Origin of the sequence: Clostridium tepidiprofundi DSM 19306, from assembly GCF_001594005.1 — a bacterium.
In the GTDB taxonomy this organism is placed as follows: Bacteria; Bacillota; Clostridia; order Clostridiales; family Clostridiaceae; genus Clostridium_AC; species Clostridium_AC tepidiprofundi.
Genome location: NZ_LTBA01000024.1, coordinates 17756 through 39060 on the forward strand (window position 1 = coordinate 17756; position 21305 = coordinate 39060).

Annotated in this window: 16 protein-coding genes and 1 pseudogene; 5 read left to right on the plus strand and 12 right to left on the minus strand. The window is 27.2% G+C overall.

Going from position 1 to position 21305, the window contains the following annotated elements; genetic code table 11:
* Positions 1 to 15: 15 nt before the first annotated feature.
* From CLTEP_RS09450 to CLTEP_RS09490, 9 genes are all read right to left on the minus strand, one after another.
* Positions 16 to 606, minus strand: coding sequence for a PsbP-related protein (locus CLTEP_RS09450; protein WP_066825978.1), 591 nt, complete (start codon positions 604 to 606; stop codon positions 16 to 18).
* A 243-nt stretch (positions 607 to 849) separates the two neighbouring features.
* A complete protein-coding gene (locus tag CLTEP_RS09455) occupies positions 850 to 1047 on the minus strand; it encodes a 4Fe-4S dicluster domain-containing protein (protein WP_066825981.1) in 198 nt (65 codons plus the stop codon).
* A gap of 196 nt (positions 1048 to 1243) precedes the next feature.
* Positions 1244 to 2809, minus strand: coding sequence for a hypothetical protein (locus CLTEP_RS09460; RefSeq protein WP_153016314.1), 1566 nt, complete (start codon positions 2807 to 2809; stop codon positions 1244 to 1246).
* A gap of 335 nt (positions 2810 to 3144) precedes the next feature.
* On the minus strand, positions 3145 to 3984 hold the full coding sequence (gene rsmA, locus CLTEP_RS09465; protein WP_153016315.1) for a 16S rRNA (adenine(1518)-N(6)/adenine(1519)-N(6))-dimethyltransferase RsmA: 840 nt from the start codon (positions 3982 to 3984) through the stop codon (positions 3145 to 3147).
* Positions 3962 to 4528: a ribonuclease M5 gene (rnmV, locus tag CLTEP_RS09470; RefSeq protein ID WP_066825988.1), complete on the minus strand. Its 567-nt coding sequence runs from the start codon at positions 4526 to 4528 to the stop codon at positions 3962 to 3964. The genes rsmA and rnmV overlap by 23 nt, the downstream gene beginning before the upstream one ends.
* Positions 4529 to 4940: 412 nt before the next feature.
* Complete coding sequence (locus CLTEP_RS15455) at positions 4941 to 5969, minus strand: 3D domain-containing protein (protein ID WP_066825991.1); 1029 nt, start codon at positions 5967 to 5969, stop codon at positions 4941 to 4943.
* A gap of 71 nt (positions 5970 to 6040) precedes the next feature.
* Complete coding sequence (locus tag CLTEP_RS09480; protein WP_066825994.1) at positions 6041 to 6805, minus strand: TatD family hydrolase; 765 nt, start codon at positions 6803 to 6805, stop codon at positions 6041 to 6043.
* 85 nt (positions 6806 to 6890) lie between these two features.
* Positions 6891 to 8411, minus strand: a complete 1521-nt coding sequence (locus CLTEP_RS09485) for a DUF445 family protein (protein ID WP_066825996.1) — start codon at positions 8409 to 8411, stop codon at positions 6891 to 6893.
* 191 nt (positions 8412 to 8602) lie between these two features.
* Positions 8603 to 9838, minus strand: a complete 1236-nt coding sequence (locus tag CLTEP_RS09490; RefSeq protein WP_066825999.1) for a transglutaminase domain-containing protein — start codon at positions 9836 to 9838, stop codon at positions 8603 to 8605.
* Positions 9839 to 10078: 240 nt separating this feature from the next.
* On the opposite strand from CLTEP_RS09490, the gene CLTEP_RS09495 reads away from it, so the two are divergent.
* Together CLTEP_RS09495 and CLTEP_RS09500 are read left to right on the plus strand one after the other, a co-directional pair.
* A complete protein-coding gene (locus tag CLTEP_RS09495) occupies positions 10079 to 11512 on the plus strand; it encodes a YARHG domain-containing protein (RefSeq protein ID WP_066826002.1) in 1434 nt (477 codons plus the stop codon).
* 238 nt (positions 11513 to 11750) lie between these two features.
* Positions 11751 to 13472: a YARHG domain-containing protein gene (locus CLTEP_RS09500; protein ID WP_066826019.1), complete on the plus strand. Its 1722-nt coding sequence runs from the start codon at positions 11751 to 11753 to the stop codon at positions 13470 to 13472.
* A gap of 155 nt (positions 13473 to 13627) precedes the next feature.
* On the opposite strand, the gene CLTEP_RS09505 is transcribed toward CLTEP_RS09500, so the two are convergent.
* Positions 13628 to 15271: an ATP-binding cassette domain-containing protein gene (locus CLTEP_RS09505; protein WP_066826022.1), complete on the minus strand. Its 1644-nt coding sequence runs from the start codon at positions 15269 to 15271 to the stop codon at positions 13628 to 13630.
* A gap of 590 nt (positions 15272 to 15861) precedes the next feature.
* On the opposite strand from CLTEP_RS09505, the gene CLTEP_RS09510 reads away from it, so the two are divergent.
* Positions 15862 to 17550, plus strand: a complete 1689-nt coding sequence (locus CLTEP_RS09510) for a YARHG domain-containing protein (RefSeq protein WP_066826025.1) — start codon at positions 15862 to 15864, stop codon at positions 17548 to 17550.
* 289 nt (positions 17551 to 17839) lie between these two features.
* On the opposite strand, the gene CLTEP_RS15460 is transcribed toward CLTEP_RS09510, so the two are convergent.
* Positions 17840 to 17971, minus strand: coding sequence for a hypothetical protein (locus tag CLTEP_RS15460; protein ID WP_278319543.1), 132 nt, complete (start codon positions 17969 to 17971; stop codon positions 17840 to 17842).
* Between the two features lie 235 nt (positions 17972 to 18206).
* On the opposite strand from CLTEP_RS15460, the gene CLTEP_RS09515 reads away from it, so the two are divergent.
* Complete coding sequence (locus tag CLTEP_RS09515; RefSeq protein WP_066826028.1) at positions 18207 to 19901, plus strand: YARHG domain-containing protein; 1695 nt, start codon at positions 18207 to 18209, stop codon at positions 19899 to 19901.
* Between the two features lie 158 nt (positions 19902 to 20059).
* On the opposite strand, the gene CLTEP_RS09520 is transcribed toward CLTEP_RS09515, so the two are convergent.
* The gene (locus CLTEP_RS09520; protein WP_066826031.1) at positions 20060 to 20647 is read right to left on the minus strand and encodes a hypothetical protein; all 588 of its coding nucleotides are present in this window, start codon (positions 20645 to 20647) and stop codon (positions 20060 to 20062) included.
* 216 nt (positions 20648 to 20863) lie between these two features.
* Here CLTEP_RS09520 and CLTEP_RS09525 point away from each other — a divergent pair.
* A pseudogene (locus tag CLTEP_RS09525) lies at positions 20864 to 21305 on the plus strand (transposase); the annotation flags it as partial.

A 21305-nucleotide genomic window follows, 5' to 3' on the forward strand; every position in this document is an offset into this window, starting at 1 on the left:
TTCTCTATTCTCTAGTTAAGATGTATATTCCATTGTTTCAACAATGCTATCAAATATCCTCTGCATATTCTCTTTGTACATTTGTCCCTTAACAAAGAATGAAAACCTTACATATACATCCCCACAATCAATAAAATACTCAAATGCAACATAATCTTTTTTTTCATGTTTTGTTTTTATAACATACTTAACAATATATCCATTATGATTATTTACCTTTATTTTATCAATACTGTAATTTCTAATTTCATTCTGCTTTTCAGATATTATTTTGCTATTATCTAGGAATTTCTTTAAATCTCCTCTTTTATTCCATACCTGTACAAATCCAAATATGCCGGATTTAACCGACTTAAACTCATTATGATAAATTATTTCATTGCTATTGAATTTTTTTTCACTTGTTTCCCACTGCTTGGGTAATTTATATTTCAATTTATCATTCAAAGCTGAATATTGTTCTAAAGGATTGAAATTCGACTGTATTAGCGATGCCATTTTTAATTTATTATCAAAATACATTTCTAATCCAAACATCATAATCATAAGTCCTATAATTATAATCATACCACCAATTTTTTTACCATTTACAACTAATATTTTCACTTTTCTCCCCCACACAACTTGCTTTAAGACATTTTTTAAAAATAAGAAGTCAAAACAGACCATACTTATCAAGTTATAAAATTCGTATTTTTGTCTAGATAATTATACGATTTTAAGAACTTTACAAGTATAGCATACTGACTAATTACTTTTTTTGAAAATGCCTAATATAAACACGATACTATATTAAACTATATGATTAAAAATCAAAAAATACAACAAAAAAAGTGCCATTAGGCACAATTAAACTAATTTTACTGCATGATGAGGACAAACTCTTACACACTTACCACAACCAATACAAGCATTTTGATCTATCACTGGTGTTTCAGCTTTAAGGAATCGCCTTTTTTGTGTAATCGCCTTAACAGGACAAACTCTTTTAACTGGACAAAATGGTGATCTATCACATTTGTTACTATCTATTACCGCTTTTTTCATATTAATTCACTCCTCTAATATTGTTTATACCCCTTATCGGTATATTTTATCATAAGTATTCATGTAATACAATAGCGAACTCATTTTGCTAAAACAAAACATCGAACTTCAGGTGCTAACTACACTCAACCTAAAACAAAAGCTTCAATTAACAAAATTTATAAAAAACTGCTCTAAATCATGAGCAGTTTTTTTATCATTTTTTCTTTACTGGAATTACTACAGTTGAATCTTTAATATCATAGAACATTATCCAATATCCTATATCTTTGTTATCCTTACATGGTATCCATGTCACAAAACCTGTTTTTCCACCATATGGCTGATCCGACTTAGATTTTGTGCCAGGTATTGCATAAACTAAATGCTTAAGCTTTCCATCTTTATCACATTTATATCCAACACAATAATGTTCATATCTTCTGATATATGAATAATAGCACAACATTGGATAGTAAATTACAGTGTACCTATCATAATCTGACATATCATACATAGTTTCAATATCTTCCACCGGAATTTTATACCATTTGCAGCGTTTTATTTCATCCGACATATAGTGTGGACTTTCATATCCTTTGACAAGAGTTTTAAAGAAATCTCCCATTATACCTATAGGATAAGCATCTCCTGTATGCTCATTATTTTCTTGTGATGAATTATATTCTCCATGTGATGAATGATGTTCTCCACTTCTATTTAAATTACTATCTAATTCAACATCATCACCGTTTTCAATATTTTCGATTTCTTCTTTATACTCATCATAATTAACTTCTATATTGTTACTATTACCTTCGTCAATTTTCTCTTCATTAACATACTCATCATTTTTAGATCTCATAGTTATATTTTCTTCTTTATTTTTTTCTTCCTCGGTTTTTTCTATTTCAATTTTTTCTTGTTCAGTTTTTTCAATTTCATATTCTTTCTCAATTTCTTCCTTTGTTTCATTTTTATTTCCATTTCTAACTTCATTTTCAGTTAAATATTCATTTGATACTTTGTTTTCTGTATATTCTTCTGATTCTTTAGATTCACTTATAGCTCCATCTTCTTTATTGCTTTCACTTTCTTCATCGCTTTCGTTTTTCTTATTGTTTTCATATTCAACAACATCTTTCCTTACATATTTACTTTCTGTTTGTCTATTAATTTCATATTTAACTTGTTCCTCAATCATTGCTTCATTTTTACTTTTAATTTTCTCGTACTCACTCTGTTTTATATTCTGCCCCGGTTTTTCATAAACTATTTCGCCTTTTTTATTTTCTATAGTCTCTTCATATTTTTCAAAAATATTCTCTTCCTTATCACTTTGTTCCTTATATCCAGATACCAATTCGAAATTTTTCCAACCCGTAGGTACATCTGAAGTAATAAAGCCACTCATAAGAGAAATAATATTTTTGTCTACTATCTTTACCAATGCAGCTCCAGCTATCTTGTCCATTGATAGCCCTGTACTAGCTATATCATCATTTTCATACTCATTTGATTGTTCTACTCGTCCATAATTATCAATAATAACTTTTCCTAAGTTAACTACTTTCTTTGTATCCTTCCTTGCACATATAAGTACCATATGATATGGTTGCATTTTTTCGCTTAAGTTTTGAATGTAATACGATACCTTACACTTACCATTTTTCTTTTCAAGTTTAACATATCCTGAAGGAGTCTTTCCATTATCACGAGCATATCCTTTTTCTTCTTCCTGTAATATTATGAAATATCTACTATAATTCTTTTTAGGTGCCACCTCTAATCCTCCCATACAACTTATTCCTTATAGTATATGAGAGATATTCAAAAAATTTAACCCTTATTGCAAATTTATATAGTTATTTTATAAGACTCCAGCTTCTATAAGCGAGAGTCTTATTATTTAGGAACATTTTATACTTGCAAAGTTCTTAAAATCGTATCTTTCCTTTTGTTTTTTTATACCAAGCCAACATCTCTGTAGATATATTTTTATCGATTCTATAAAACTCCCACTTCTACAAGTGGGAGTTTGAAGCTTTTTGCTTCAGGTGGAGTAGAGTCTCCAACTGAAGTCCCAATGTTTTGCTTTAGAAAAACAAGTTCACTGTCCTAATTCAATAGCTCATATATCGAGTTAGAAAGATTTGCAAATTCTTGAATAGTAAGAGTTTCTCCTCTTCTCTTTGGATCAATATCTGATTTTTGGAATGCCTCCATTAACATTTCCTTATTAAGTCCAATATTTTTCATACCATTCCACAATGTTTTCCTTCTCATACTAAATGACTGCTTAACAACCTTAAAGAATAATTTTTCGCTTTTTACACTAACCTTAGGTTTAGACAGTTTATTTAGCTTAATTACAATTGAATCTACTTTAGGACTTGGAATAAAAGCTGATGCTGGAACCTTTCTTATTATTTCAGTATCACAATAATATTGAGCTAAAAGTGTAAGTGCCCCATATTCCTTTGTACCAGGCTCTGCATTTATCCTTTCAGCAACCTCTTTTTGAATCATTATAGTCAAAGATTTAAAATTATATCCTTCAGTTAAAAATTTTGAAATAATAGGTGTCGTAACATAATAAGGAAGATTAGCAACAACCTTAACAGACTCTTCATTACCTATTATTTCATTAAAATCAACCTTAAGAGCATCTTCATTGATTATTTTAAAATTATCATGAATTCCAAGTTCCTGTTGCAAAATAGGTATAAGCTTACTATCAAGCTCTATAGCATAAACAAATTTTGCTCTTTTTAAAAGTTCATTTGTAAGCGTACCAACTCCCGGTCCTATTTCAATTACAAAATCATCTTTAGTTATATTTGCCGATTCTACAATATCCATTAAAACCGATTCATCAGTCAAAAAATTTTGACCTAAACTTTTTGTAAATCTAAAATTATATTTCTTAACAATATCACTTGTTGTTAATTTCCCCATATCCATTCTCCTTGTTTATTTTGTTTATAGCTTTTATAAATTCATCTCTTGAAATACCATAATTATTTAGCTTAGTTATAAATTGTGCAGCATTTGAATAACCTATACCCAATTCTCTGCCTAGCAATTCTCTCCTATCTTTAGCATTAATATCAGCTGTAAGTTTGAAAAATATCATATCATCAATAGTGAAATAGTCTCTTTTTTTCTTCACCTCAAATTTAGCATTTTGCAATGCCTTTAAAATAACCTCTGGCGAAGCATTTTCAACTCCTATATCTCCATCTTTTATTCCATCCCTCTGTGCAATATATGCATGTTTAACACCTGGAACCCTTTTGGAAATAATTTTTCTTATTTTCTCTCCAGCAAAATCTGGATCCGTAAATACTATTACTCCACATCTCTTCTGCGCTTCCTTTATTTTTTCTATAACTTTTGCATTTATTCCAAAACCACCTACAGCGATAATTTCGGCATCAACAGCTCTTTTTACAGCAGTAATATCATCTCTGCCTTCTACCACAATTACTTCTTTAATCATACTTTTCCTCCAATTTAAAAAATCATATATTTATTATACTATATTTTTTATACTTTACAATTTAGCATACTGACTAGTTATTTTTTTGAAAATGTCTAATTCTAAAAACAATAAAATACAGAGGACATTGAATACTTCCAACTATCCCCTGCTAACAACTTCTCTTGAAATATTTTTAGTCGCTATTTCACACACATGTATATTCTATCACACAATTTATCAATTCTCAATTTCCATATTATTCATAATAATAGTTTTTAAAGTTGTAGTTTTTATATTACTGACACTTTAATTATTATCAAACACACTTTAATATGCGACGAAACTTCAGCACTAGCAACTGACACTGACACCTTAATTATCATCAAACTAACATTCTAAAAAACTCAACTAAATTCATATCTTTGAGAAACTACTTTAAAATATAAACATTAACTGTTTTTATGCCCCATTTTATTGTTTCATAATAACTATTCACATATACATCTATTTTATTTCCCTTAATAGCTGAACCAGTATCTTCAGCAATTGCTAATCCATAACCTTCAACATATAACTTTGTTCCAAGCGGTATTACTCTAGGATCAACTGCTACTGTACTGTATCCATTTACATTTCTTCTAGCAATAGTATCTGTAAATGTTCTCCCATAATATGGTGCATCAGGCTTCCCGTCATTGTTTTCATCTACGGTATATGCAGTTGATTTGACTCTCAATTTCTTTATATATGCTAATCGTCTTCCCGAAGAAGTCTTGATAAAATTCATCGTTCCCTTAATTATAATTTTATTCACTGGTTCTTTTATAATTTTTTCACTCAGTTTCTCTCTAGAAACCTCCTTACCATCTTCATAAACTACCTTGTAACTTATAAGCTTTTCTCCATTTTCACCATTTTGAATAACTTTGCTTGTCCCTTTTTCATATTCATCACTATTCTTAATATCGGTTGTAAACTTAATTTCCTGTTTTTCATTTATTATCATTGTCTTAACTCTTTTAATATTAACAGACATATTTTGTTTAAGTTTTGTATGTTTTGATGGAGTGACAATATCCTCATCTCCAAGTTTGATATTCTCAGAACAGAGCATATCATAAACATCATCTGCTGATGATAATACTTTCATGCATTTACCATCAACATTCACATTAACTTCTACAGCTTTTTTAATGTATATATTTTTGCCATCCTTAATAGCACTTTGCAAATCAACTGATACTTTATCTTTGTTACCTACCCTAATGTTCTTATCTTTAAATACATCACCATACTTTTGACTAAAAGTAGTTACAGTTGTTGTTTCATTATCAATATTTATAATTATTGTCTTTCTCAAGCTAAATACAACACAAACTATATAAATACTTCCTACCACCAATGAGATCAATCTTATGTCGAAAAAATTTTTGAATTTATTATTTGCTTTTTTCTCCATCAAACTCTCCCTTCAATAAAAATTAATATCGCTCTAAACACTCAATAGATATAATACTAATTTAGATTATTTTAAATATTTAATAACACATTAGCATTTGATATGGTTTGTTTTTCAACTTCTTCTGATGATACATTTTTGATTTCTGCAATCTTTTTAATGACATACTTAATGTAATCTGATTTATTCCTTTTACCTCTAAAAGGCACAGGAGCCATATAAGGACAATCTGTCTCAACCAACAATTTATCTAATGGAACCTCTCTAACAACATCTATAACTTTCTTTGCATTCTTAAATGTAACCACACCAGTTACACCAATAAAATACCCCAATTTTAAACATTCTTTTGCAAATTCTACACTTCCTGAAAAGCAATGTACAACTCCTTTTACATTTGGAAACTCCTTCATAATATCTAATGTATCACCATGTGCTTCTCTATCATGTATAACTACTGGTAAATTTAGTTCTTCTGCCAATCGCATCTGTTTTCTAAAAACCTCTTTCTGTATGTGTCTTTCTGGATTATCTTCATAATAATAATCCAATCCTATCTCACCAATAGCCCTAACCTTGCTATTATTTTTGGACAATTCCCTTAATTCTTCAATAACATTATCATCAAATTTATCTGCAAATTCGGGATGAATGCCTACTGCAGCATACATAAAGTCATATTTATTTGCAAGCTTTACAGACATTCTCGTTCCTTCTAGTGACGAACCACAATTTAAAATACCAATTACGCCGTTTTTATTTATTTCATTAATAACTTCTTCCCTATCTTTATCAAAAGCATAATCATCATAGTGTGCATGTGAATCAAAAATCATTTTATTTTTCCTCCTATATTTCTATTAGGCATTTGAAAGAAAATAATAGGCTAGCATACTGACTAATTATTTTTTTGAAAATGCCTTACATAATAGCATTTATTACTGGTGACAATATTCCCATTATACAACCTAACAATGCCCCTAAAAGAGTTATAGCTCTCAATTCCTTACTAGCAATTTCAAATATAATCTGTTCTGCATAAGTAACATCAAATCCGTTTATTTTTTCCTCAATAATTTTAGATATGTTGAGCAATTCAACCACATCAGCTGCTTCATTTTCAATAAATTTATTGTATAGTTCTTCTATAACACTTGAAACAATAAGCGTTATTTTTTCTTTATCATCACTTAATAACTCATCAATAGGCATATTTATAATTTTATTTATTGCATTTGATACTAATTCTTTCACCTTTTCTTCAAACAATGCATTATCTACATAATCATTAATATATTTCATCACAATATCATCAATTATTTTAACTAAATCTATATCCATTTTATATAACAATTCATTCACAGATTCATTTTCTAAAATCTTATTCTCAATATTCTTATATATGCTTGAAACAATTTGCTCGTTGGCAATATTACTCATTATCATTCTAACAATGCTCTTAACATTATCGTTTTTAATGTCCTCCGGAATACTTGATATTATATCCGATAACTTATTATCTAAAACTTTTAAAACAATATCAATAGAAATTTCTGCAATTTCATCTTGATTTTCTTCCTTGTCGAGCATTTCATCGATTGATGGTATTATTTTTTGATATATGGAATTTGGATTGACAAACATTGCAATCATAGGATTTAAATTAGAACTTATTATATTTGATATAGCTTCCTTGATTTTTGTCTCTGTTCTTTCCTTCTTCAATATATTTTTAATTTCATATGCTATATTTGATTTATTGTTATAGATGTTAACCTTTATGACCTCAATTAATGACTCTGGTAGCATTTCCTTTATTGTTACATTGCTATATTTTAAATTTTCAATCTTACACATTATAAATTCTGAAACAGTATCATTCATATTATCTGAATTTATATATGCTTGAGTTTCAGCTAATATTTTATCTTTTAGTGATATAAAGTTTTCATTCTCTAATATAATATTTGGGTTTTGTGACAAAACATCATTTGCTTTATTTCTAATAAAATTTGATATTTTGCTCTTAATATCATCTTTCCTAATAGTTTTTATCAATAAATCACTTATTTTAGTATCAATATGTTCTCTTAAACCATCAAGTTTTCCACTAGATAATTGTTTCATCTTTTCATCAATTGTAATTTTAGAAGAATATATGCTATCTACTTTTCTTTTAACCCACATTTTTAATTGTTTATTCATATTTTCACTGCACAAAGAATCTACTATGGTTTCTTTTGTCAATAGATGTTTACCAATAGCCTCTCCTACACTTTTAGCTATTCGTGGAGTCTCCTTTGGAATCAATCCTGGTGTAAATGGTATTTTAATACCTAAAAATCTCTTTTCAGTATATGGTCTAAAAAGCATCTTTATAGCTAACCAATTTGTTACATATCCTATAATAGCACCTATCAATGCTGCAACTAAAAACTTCAAAATTACCCCTCCTCGCACAATTTGATAAGGTATCTTCAAAAATAACTAACTAATTTTCTTTCAAATACCTAAATCACTTAGAATATTATATCACTTTTTGGCGAATATAGGCAAAAACATATTAAAAAACACAATTTTTAATATGCTATAACCATTCTTCATTCCCCTGTAAATCTGCACAAACATACTCATTAATATTTTATATATATATCAAAATATCTTACTCCTTGTATATCTTCCTGTGTATAAGAAATTGAATAAGAATGCACCTTACTATTTTTATAAAGCATTAATTCTACGTCTTTTAAATCTATATTTATAACCTTCAAGCTTAACTTTTTAACATTATTATCTATTGCTTTCTTTATAGTCTTTGAAAGCTCATCTTTATCTTTGACTAATTTATATAAATCACCATCACTATCATATTCAGGTATATTTATATTCAAATTAGAATATTCAGTACTTGTACAACTAGTATAATCAGTTTTTGTCCATTCATGATCTTTTTCAATCATTCCATCAGTTATATTAAAATATGTATGATATAGCTTGTCCTTACCGTCATTATATAAAGGGTCATCCCACGTAACATCAACATGATAATACTTTCCTTGAATATTAACAATATTCCATGCATGTCCTTCTTTTGAGCCATTATATATACCATATCCTACTATAATGCTACATTCAATTCCTGCTTTGTTGCAAAGCCGTTTCATAGCTTCTGCATATCCCTCACATACTGCTTTTCCTTCCATAATAATACCGTAAGCCGTATAGGATGTATATGGCATTTTTTCGTCACTTTCAGCAAAAATTCTCCTATCGTATTGTGCATTATTTACTATATAATCATGTATAGCTAATTCTTTTTCATAGTCTGTCATGTGTGGTTTAATTATTTTAGCTATAATCTCATCTTCCCTTTTGATAAGTTTATCTACCTTTTCCTTCACTTGCTCATCAGTAGCATTATTATAATAACGTTCAAATTCCCATAGTTTAGTGTTTCTCCAATATTTATCAATATGATTACTATTCTTTTCTCCTTTTATAGTAAAAATATATTTTGTTGCTTTTGAATTAAACTCACCACTCTCCGATTTAATTCCATTATTTATAATCATTTCATAAGTAACACCACTCATATAAGGTTTAATTGGAATAACTTTTACCGTATTATTGTTTTTATCGAGCTTAAGTTCAACAGGCTTCAAGCTTTTATTCATTTTATCATATACACATATATTACTATAAATGTACTTTTCATCTAAAGGCTTATTGAATTTGACAGTCCACACCTTGCTACTATCAACCTTATCTTTTGCATATATGACACTTTCCGCAAAAGCTATTTTTGATAACAGTGTCAAACAAAACATCAATATAAATATAAACTTGCTTAATTTATTTAAGTTTTTCATTATTTTCCACCCCCAATTATATTATATAATACTTTTTACAACTCTTATAAAATCATTTAAAGGTTTTAATTCCTCCATTCCATCACTCCTCCATATACTTATATCATATATTAATTCTTATTAATTTGTAAAACAAAAAGGAAACAGAAATATACACTCCCATTTAACATCATGTCAAAAATGTTATATAATGGTTATATAACAAATTATGCTGTAACCCTTAATTTAATGGAGGTCAAAATGAAAAAATCAAAACACTTTAAACTGATAAGTTTACTAATATCACTGGTTATTATATGGATTATAACCGTTGGATGTTCAGCTAATGAAAATTGCAATACTTCTACTACAAAATACAACAATCAAAATTCTGCTGCAGCTTCAAACATTCAAACAAATAACCAAAATAATAACCCAAATTCAACTAATAACACTAATACTCAAAAAAACAACTATAAAAACAATGAAAACACCAATAAGAGCAACACAAGTAATAAAAACAATACAAATGAAACAACTATAAACAATTCCAAAGATAATAACACATCTGCAAAAGATAAAAAATCATCCATTAAAATAACAATAGCAAATAAAGAATTTGATCTATCAGTTCTGTTAAACCCAAAAGATGTACAAAATCTTGATAATTGGCAGTTATCATTGCTTAGAAATGCCTATTATGCAAAACATGGATACAAATTCAAAATGGGAAAATACTCTAACTATTTTTCTAAGTACGATTGGTATATCCCCAAATATGATGATGTAGAAAATTTCATTACTGATAGTGATACTAAAAATATTAATTTATTATTGGAATTAGAAAAAACTTTCTCTCAAAATTGTATTGATAATATAATAGTTAATGAAAAAAATAATGGAGAAAATGATACATTTTATCTTGGAATGAAGATGGAAGATGCATTAAAAAAGTTAAAAGAACTAAAATTAGATTCAAAATTAAAAATTTCTCAAATTAACGAAGATAATTTTCTATGTAACTGTCATAATTGCAAATATCCTCAAAATATTATTTATGTAGAAAAAGAACTATATTCACATACTAATGATAAAATTAAACTTACTTTAAAATTTGATGTTAAAAATCATAAATTATTTAGCATTAAATTATATAGTATTTATCCTGACAGTATTTCAACATCATTAGGCTTAAAAACAGGAGATACCTTTGAAAATATGAGAACACTATATGGCAATAACTATATTTCCTATGGGAATAATCGTTTTTTACCTGAAACAGATATCAATAATGGCATAAAGTATTGCAAATGTACACACAGTTGCGAATATAAAATAAATGATTATTATTTCAGAGTCTTTTTTGCGGGAAATGACACAGTAACAGGATGGGAAATATCAAAATTTAAAATACAAAAAAGGGTTTGGATTGGCAATAAATATTTTTGTCTTTCTTGTGCATTAAAACCAGAATCTTTAAAAGGCTTAGACAAAAACGATTTAGCAAAACTTAGAAATGCATATTACGCAAAATATGGATATATATTTAAAACTAAAGAATATAGTGGTTATTTTTCTGGTATGTATGATTGGTATACCCCTCAATATGATAATGTAGATAGCTTACTTACAGAGACTGACAGAAAAAATATCGATTTAATTTTAAAATTTGAAAAAGCTCTCTGTGAAAATTGAAAATTTCTATAAGTTTTATCTGCATTCTCCCCTTTCGTATTTGTTGTCATTGAAAGTTCAAAATTATCACCATATTTTTGTCTTATATAGGAAATATTACATCATTCACAGTAATATTTCCTTTTTTACCCTTATAAATCAAAACTAAAGCCAAATTTTATTTAACAATGTAGTAAAAATGTTATATAATGGTTATATGGCAAATTATGCTGTAACCCTTAATTTAATGGAGGTAAAAATGAAAAAATCAAAACACTTTAAACTGATAAGTTTACTAATATCACTGGTTATTATATGGATTATAACCGTTGGATGCTCAGCTAATCAAAATTGCAATACTTCTACTACAAAAGATAATAGTCAAAATTCTACTGCAGCTTCAAACATTCAAACAAATAACCAAAATAATAACCTAAATTCAACTAATAGCACTAATACTCAAAAAAACAACTATAAAAACAATGAAAACACCAATAAGAGCAACACAAATAATGAAAATACTACTAAAAACAATACTGAAAACAACACAAATGAAACAACTATAAACAATTCCAAAGATAATAGCACATCTGCAAAAGATAAAAAATCATACATTAAAATAACAATAGCAAATAAAAAATTTGACCTATCAGTTCTATTAAACCCGAAAGATGTACAAAATCTTGATAATTGGCAGTTATCCTTGCTTAGAAATGCATATTATGCAAAACACGGATATAAATTCAAAATAGGAAAATACTCTAACTATTTTTCTAAGTACGATTGGTATATCCCCAAATATGATGATGTAGCAAACATGCTGTGCAATACTGATATTGATAACATCAACCTTATTCTTAAAATTGAAGGTAATTTTAATGCATTGTATTCAAAACTAAGTGAAAAAGAATCTCTCTTGTCTGGCTTGTGGTTTAGTAATGATTCTCTTTATGACTGTTCAAGATATTACTTCTTTGATGATAGAACATATGCATACTTCCCAAAATATAAATATAATTCAACTTTAAAAGAAGGAGAAAAAAGACTAGAATGCATTTTAGGTAATTGGTATATTATTGGCAATAAAATATATCTTATTGAAAAAGGAAAGAACTTTTTGTATGGAATAGAGCATACTAAATTAACAAGTGAAACCCAAAAATTTCAATATAAAATATTAGGCGGTATTCCTAAAAAAACAAGTATAAATGATTTAAATGTAAAAACTATTTCATTGTATTCAAAAAATCGAACTAAACTATACAACAATATAACTATTGAAAATAATGCTTACTATTCGAATAACAATTTAGTAAATGCACTTAGTAAAAAAAGCTCTTTAGAATATCTAAAAACACCAGCATCATGGGCTGAATATTATTATTTAAAAGATAAATATTATCTTACTGAAAACCAAATAAAAATATTGCTCCATACTATTAGAGAAAAATATACCAAATTCCTGTATGATAATAGGTCTAATATTGAGATATATGATACACTAATAGACTTTACACATAAAAATGATAAGATATTTAAAGATTTATCCATAGAAGCTCTTAAACAATTTTTAGGTAATCCAACAAAAACCGGTGCAACATATGACACTGAGGGTGAAGTCAAAGAAAAATATTATGATGGTATAATATTTTTTTATGATAGTGTACAACCACGAGCTAGTGTACTTATTGATTCCGATAAATTCAGTTTATCTTGTGGAATAACTGTTGGAGATACTATTGATGATATATCATCAAAATCTAATATAGATAAATCAAAACTTTATATTAAATCAATCAATATACATGTTCCATGGAAATCAGAGATTAAAAATTGTGATAATGAAATTTATTTGACATCATATGATATTTATTCATCAAACACACAAATTTATATATATTTGAAAAACAATAAAATACAAAAAATATATATTTCTGTAGACCCTGTAACTATTTTTGTGTATCCTAAGACTTCTTTTTAAATCAATTTCTCAACATTTCTTTCACCATTTTTGATATAGAATGACCTCTTCTTGAATAATTTTCCTATATGAATTATTTCCAAGAAGAAGTCATTTTTATAGAAATAGCCCATAAAACCTCCGTTGCTTGTCTCGGAGGTAGTTCATGCTATATATTATGCAACTGCTTGTAATTTCTTAAATTCTTCAGTTTTTAATATTTCCTCATAAGAACCACTTTTTATAATTTTCCCATCCTCCATAAGAAGAATTTCATCAAATTGATTTAGTTGCTCAGACAATTTATGAGTAACAATAATTATTGTTTTATCTTCCATAGCTAGTAAAGCATTTTGTAATATTTGTGTTATATTCACATCTGTTGCTGAAAATGGTTCATCCATAACACAAATTGGTGTATCAGCTGTTAACATACGCATAATGCTAAGAACTTGTTTCTCCCCTCCACTTAAGAGTTGGCAATTTTGTTTTTCTTTTATTACGTCCATTATCTTAGTTTGAAACATATTTGTAATTCCATCAAGTTTAGATGATGAGTATGATGAAAATATAGTAACATTATTATAGAAGTTTTCTGCAAATATATGCTCATTCTGATTGATGCAACACATAATATCTGCAGTATCAATAGAATTTAAAGATTTTCCATCTACTAATATGTCTCCTGTTTTAGGTTTCATATACTTCATAAGTAATTTTATTATAGTAGATTTTCCAGAACCACTATGACCAATCACTGCATATTTTTTCCCTTTTTTAAAAGTATAAGAGACATTTTGTAAAGAAAAATTTTTATAATGAAAGCTCACATTATCAAATACAATATTCTCTTCAAATTCTTTCATAACTTCCAAATCATGAGGTGTATTGTTTCTAATATATCCCATAACTCGTTCCTTAGTTCCCTTTATAGAATTAATGGCATTAATATCATTTAATATGTCTTGAAGAGGGTCTAGAAAACAGCCAACATATCCAAATGTTGCCACAGCTGTACCCACTGTAATTTCACCCTTTAATAGTAACTTACCAGCTATAATAAATGCTAAAAACTTTACAAAATACATCGACATTTCATATATTGTTAATGATAACACCTTAAACGCTCCAAAAGTAAATCTTTTATCTGCAGTAGCCTTAAGAACTTTCTCATGTTCATTATTAATATTAGTTCTTGTCCTCCTTTGGATTAAAGTAAACCCTTCAAGAAAATCTTTAATACGAGATACATATACCCCTTTTTGTTTCAAATAATCATTTTGTTTATTTGATAATTCTTTTCCAGTAATTTTAGGGATAAATATAGTAACTAAAGACATAAAAAGTATTGCAGTTGCAATTCTCCAATCAACATATACAAATAAAATAACACTATAAATAATAAGGTTGATAATAGATCTGATTAAATCAATAGACGGCTGTAAGTAACTTTGCTGAATTTGAGTTATATCATTACCTTGAATTGAAATATATTCACCGATATCTCTAGATGAAAATTCTTCATAATTATAATTAAAGACATTTCTAAAAAAGCCTCTTTTAAGTGCTACCTCAAAACCTATAATACCTCTATATGTATATATCGAAGATATGTAAGAGCATAAAGAATATCCTATGATACAAGCAAAAAATAAAATAGTAAGTAAAGTGAATGAATATCTTACATGCCCCTCTTGTGATATCATGTCAATCAATAATTTTTGAATATATGGAATAAATGCAATAATTCCAGTTGATAACGCATCTAATAAAAGTTGAATAACAATAAAAAATCTTATTTCATAAATATATTTTTTCATAATTATATCCACTCCTTATTTTTAAGAGGATGTACTTTGTAGTGTTATATCTTTGCCTGAATAAGTATCTATTCTTGTTAAAATCAATATTAATATAAAGAATTGTAAGCGCAAAAAATACCATATCTAATATTATTTATATACGCAAATACTATATCGCAATATATTAAAAATGGAACATAGTTATTGAATATATACTAAATTTTGTTAACTTTATAAATATATTATTATTGAAGTTACTGTAGCATTAATTGTATGCACAATTGGCCAATAAAATATGTTAACATAATGACATTCTCTATTTTTGTTATATTTCCTTCTTTTATTTAAATTTTTAATAAAAAAACATTTGCTGAAAATTAAATTTTTCAGAATATAAATCCCCATCTTTTTCCTTATTGTCTCCATGTTCTTATACATTATGTTCTGTACCATATTTGCTATTATTATAAATTTTATTATCTCTTCTTTCCTTTTTTACCCTTATAAATCAAAACTAAAGTCAAGTTTCATTTAACAACATGGCAAAAATGTTATATAATGGTTATATGGCAAATTATGCTATAACTCTTAATTTAATGGAGGTCAAAATGAAAAAATTAAACCACTTTAAACTGATAAGTTTACTAATATCACTGGTTATTATATGTATTATAACCGTTGGATGTTCAGCTAATCAAAATTGCAATACTTCTACTACAAAAGATAATAGTCAAAATTCTGCTACAGCTTCAAACATTCAAACAAATAACCAAAATTCAACTAATAACACTAATACTCAAGAAAACGACAATAAAAACAATGAAAACAACACTAAAAGCAACACAAATAATGAAAACAATACTGAAAACAGTACAAATGAAACAACTATAAACAATTCCAAAGATAATAACACATCTGCAAAAGATAAAAAATCATCCATTAAAATAACAATAGCAAATAAGGAATTTGACCTATCAGTTCTATTAAACCCGAAAGATGTACAAAATCTTGATAATTGGCAGTTATCCTTGCTTAGAAATGCATATTATGCAAAACACGGATATAAATTCAAAATGGGAAAATACTCTAACTATTTTTCTAAGTACGATTGGTATATCCCCAAATATGATGATGTAGCAAACATGCTGTGCAATACTGATATTGATAACATCAACCTTATTCTTAAAATTGAAGGTAATTTTAATGCATTGTATTCAAAACTAAGTGAAAAAGAATCTCTCTTGTCTGGCTTGTGGTTTAGTAATGATTCTCTTTATGACTGTTCAAGATATTACTTCTTTGATGATAGAACATATGCATACTTCCCAAAATATAAATATAATTCAACTTTAAAAGAAGGAGAAAAAAGACTAGAATGCATTTTAGGTAATTGGTATATTATTGGCAATAAAATATATCTTATTGAAAAAGAAAAAAACTTTTTGTATGGAGTACAGCCTACTAAATTAACAAGTGAAACCCAAAAATTTCAATATAAAATATTAGGCGGTATTCCTAAAAAAACAAATATAAATGATTTAAATGTAAAAACTATTTCATTGTATTCAAAAAATCGAACTAAACTATACAACAATATAACTATTGAAAATAATGCTTACTATTCGAATAACAATTTAGTAAATGCACTTAGTAAAAAGAGCTCTTTGGAATATCTAAAAACACCAGCATCATGGGCTGAATATTATTATTTAAAAGATAAATATTATCTTACTGAAAACCAAATAAAAAAAATACTCCACAATATAAGAAAAATATACGATAAATTTCTTTATAGTACAACCAATGTAGGAATATATGATACTCTGATAAGCTACACAAATAAAAATAATAAAATATTCAAAAACTTAGCTACGAATACCCTAAAAGAACTTTTAGGTCCTCCAATTAAGACCAGCAAAATATATGAAGATATCGAAATGAAATATTATGATGGTATTATATATTATGATTGTTATAGTGATCCAGCACTTCTTACTGATAGTATGCTTATCACTTCCGATAAATTTAGTTTATCTTGCGGAATAACTATCGGAGATACCCGTGATGATGTCTTTTCAAAACTTAATGCGGATAAATCTAAACTTCTTAGACAACCTAAGCTAGATGACCCAGCACTATTTTCAGTATTTAGTGTAAAAGACTGTGATAGTATACTTGAATTTTTCACATATTCTATTTATTCAACTAACAAAATAATTGATATATATTTTAAGAATAATAAAGTAAAAAAAATATTTATACTATTGCAAAAAGATTCAGTCCCTAATTTAAAATAGTATACCACTTAATCATATTTTTGAAATGAAAGATATCCACAAAACCATAAGAATTTTAATTATCACTATACTAAAGATACATTGCAAATAATGCTATAGAATTCTTTCTCCATTCATGACATAGAATGACTTCTCCTTGAATAATTTTCATATATAAATTATTCAAGGAGAATAAGTTATTTTTATTAAGTTTTACAAATTTTTATACCATGAAATTCAATAGTATTTGAGTCAAAGCTATTATCTAAAAATATATGGCTATAATTTAGTAATTTAAAATAATTTTTAATTATACCCACTTTATAGTTTTTATCTTTCTATAAACTTCATTAATTTTATCTTTTCTAAATGTAAATTCAAATACTTCCCCTTTCGTTGGTTCTAAATTTTCAATCGTTATCATATTTCCATTTATCTTCATTTTATCTACATTATCCTACATTCGTATTTGTTGTCATTGAAAGTTCAAAATCATCACCATATTTTTGTCTTATATAGTAAGTAAGAGGAAATATTACATCCTTCACAGTAATATTTCCTTTTTTACCCTTATAAATCAAAACTAAAGTCAAGTTTCATTTAACAGCATGGCAAAAATGTTATATAATGGTTATATAACAAATTATGCTGTAACCCTTAATTTAATGGAGGTAAAAATGAAAAAATCAAAACACTTTAAACTGATAAGTTTACTAATATCACTGGTTATTATATGTATTATAACCGTTGGATGCTCAGCTAATCAAAATTGCAATACTTCTACTACAAAATACAACAATCAAAATTCTACTGCAACTTCAAACATTCAAACAAATAACCTAAATTCAACTAATAGCACTAATACTCAAAAAAACGACAATAAAAGCAATGAAAACACCACTAAGAGCAACACAAGTAATGAAAATACTACTAAAAACAATACTGAAAACAGTACAAATGAAACAACTATAAACAATTCCAAAGATAATAACACATCTGCAAAAGATAAAAAATTATACATTAAAATAACAATAGCAAATAAAAAATTTGACCTGTCTACTCTCTTAAATGCAGAAGATGTACAGGATTTGAATGACTTCCAGTTATCCTTGCTTAGAAATGCATATTATGCAAAACACGGATATAAATTCAAAATGGGAAAATACTCTAACTATTTTTCTAAGTACGATTGGTATATCCCTAAGTATGATGATGTAGCAAACATGCTGTGCAATACTGATATTGATAACATCAACCTTATTCTTAAAATTGAAGGTAATAAAAAATCAGAAGAAAATATAGACAGTAACAACAAAGTATCCTCATCAAAAAATACAAATAAATATAAAGGATTTATATTCCCAAATAGTAATAAAAAACTCATATCAAATGAAGAACTTAACTATTGCGACAAATTTACTCTTCTATTAGCCAAGAACGAATTATTTGCTCGTAAAGGCTATAGATTTAAAAACAAACAATTATTAAACTATTTTAGTAATATGAGTTGGTATACTCCAAATGATAATGTTAAAAATTCAGTAGACGAACTGAACGAAATAGAAAAGAAAAATCTAGAATTGATTAATGAAAAATATAATAATCTTTATTATTCATTAGGAGCTAAAGATAATACCTATGAAATAAACACTAAAAGAGATTTAAATAACGATGGTATAAAAGAGAATATAAATATTTTATTTAAGAAAGATCCTTTAAATCCTTCTTTTAACTCATGGCATGAATATGATTTTACAATAAATTCAAATGGTAAAAAATACACATTCAAAGACACAGAATCAAATTTATATGCAAATCTATTCTTTGCTGATTTTGATGTAAGAGATGATTCTATAGAATTCTATGTAGTTGCAGATGGTTCTAGCGGTCTCTCTACTACTATTATATACCAATTATCAGAAAACGGTATTAAAGAATTACTTAGATTTGATGGTCGTATAATTAGTTATGATGGTAAAGGTAATATATATACTTTTTATAACTTTACAAATGATAAAAACAAAGTACTATTAAGCTATTATAATCTAAAAAAAGGTATTCAATATGTTAATGCTGATAAAGTTATTGGCAAGTATTTGAAGTATGACTATCATTTGATACTTTATAAATCAAAAAATGTTCATTTTAGTCTTAACTATTATAATGAATATGACAAAAAATCTATAACTCAAAAACTTAGGAATGGTGACATAGTTAAAATAACCGACATAAATGAGCCCCTAAAAATAGTTTATGTAGATTATATGGATTATATTGATGCAGATTATGATAAAGTAATAAATATACCTATAAAGGTAAAAACAAAAGATGGTTTAACTGGATGGTTACTTTATCCTAATGGTGGAGCTTAAAATAGTTGTATATTAATTTTATACAACTAAGTGCTATATCGATTTATTACAAATAAACTGATATAGCACTTTTTAAACTAGTTGAATGATAAGTTATTTGAATAATAAAAACTTTGTATTGCTATAGATTAAGCTTGTATATAATATTAAAATAGCTACTAATCCACTAAAGAAAGTAATCTATATACTTTATAGCCATACTTTCTTATATAATAAGGGCTAAATGGATGTATTCGAGTCTTAGGTGGTGTTTGTTCATAACAAATAAAATCACCATTTTCAGCTGTTCGTACATAAAGGAAAGTATGAGTATCTTTAACAAAAGCATCTCCTGGTTCTAACTCTTTCTCTCCAAGTGAAAAATGTATTGTATCAGGACTGTCCTCAATCTCATAAGTAGTCATCCTCTTCATACCCCATGCGAAGCTAACAAAGCCAGAACAGTCATTACCATATTTAGGCATAGTTGCACTTTCATCTGGGTACTTATCATCCCTTTTATATCCTGACACATAGAAATCTTCTTTCTTTAATGCTTCTTTAAAACTTGTTAAATTAGTCTGATGTTCAGTCATAGAATAAGGTATACCTTTTACTGGTACTCCAGCAGGAAACGTATGATCATTTCTCCATCCCTCTAAATCCTTTTTAGGAGTCCACGTAAAATCAATCATGGCTTTAGCTCTATCTAAGATTTGTTTTTGAACATATTCCTTAGTATTATGATTTTTCCCAAACTCTTTCACAGTCATACATCCTAAACATCCATCCTCACAGAAGTTTAGCACTTAAAAATTTTTTAGGTTGATAGCCCATTGATTTATAAGAATTTAAGAATAATCAGTGGAAATATGAGATTTTCCGATTTTTACTGGAAATTATAGAGAAAAAAGTTGCAAAATAAAAGCATCCTTTTTATAATAGTTTTGTCTAAAAACTCACACAAAAAGGATGCTGATAAAATGAGCAAAAGTTATTTGAAACAATTACTCACCTATATTAATAAGGTATACCATATAGGTGAAAAAATCAATACCTTAAAAGATAAAAGAGTAAAATCAGAAGTAAAAATTTCAACAATTACTTTTATAGTATTATTTGGATTTATGCTTCAAATAAGAAGTTTCAATAGATTAGACCATTGGCTTGAAAAAGGTAAATTTAAAAAAGTGTTACCTAAAAAAACTAGAACTCCACGCATTGACGCTGTCAGGCGGTGTTTCAGTGGTTTTGATTTAGATGGATTAAAAGGAATTCATAGTCATATAATTAAAACCACTATAAAAAATAAGGTTTTTAGAGGTGGTACTATAGATGGGTTAAAGGTTGTTGCAATAGATGGTGTAGAGCTATTTGAAAGCACAAAAAAATGTTGTGATAAATGTCTTACAAGAGTTGATAAAA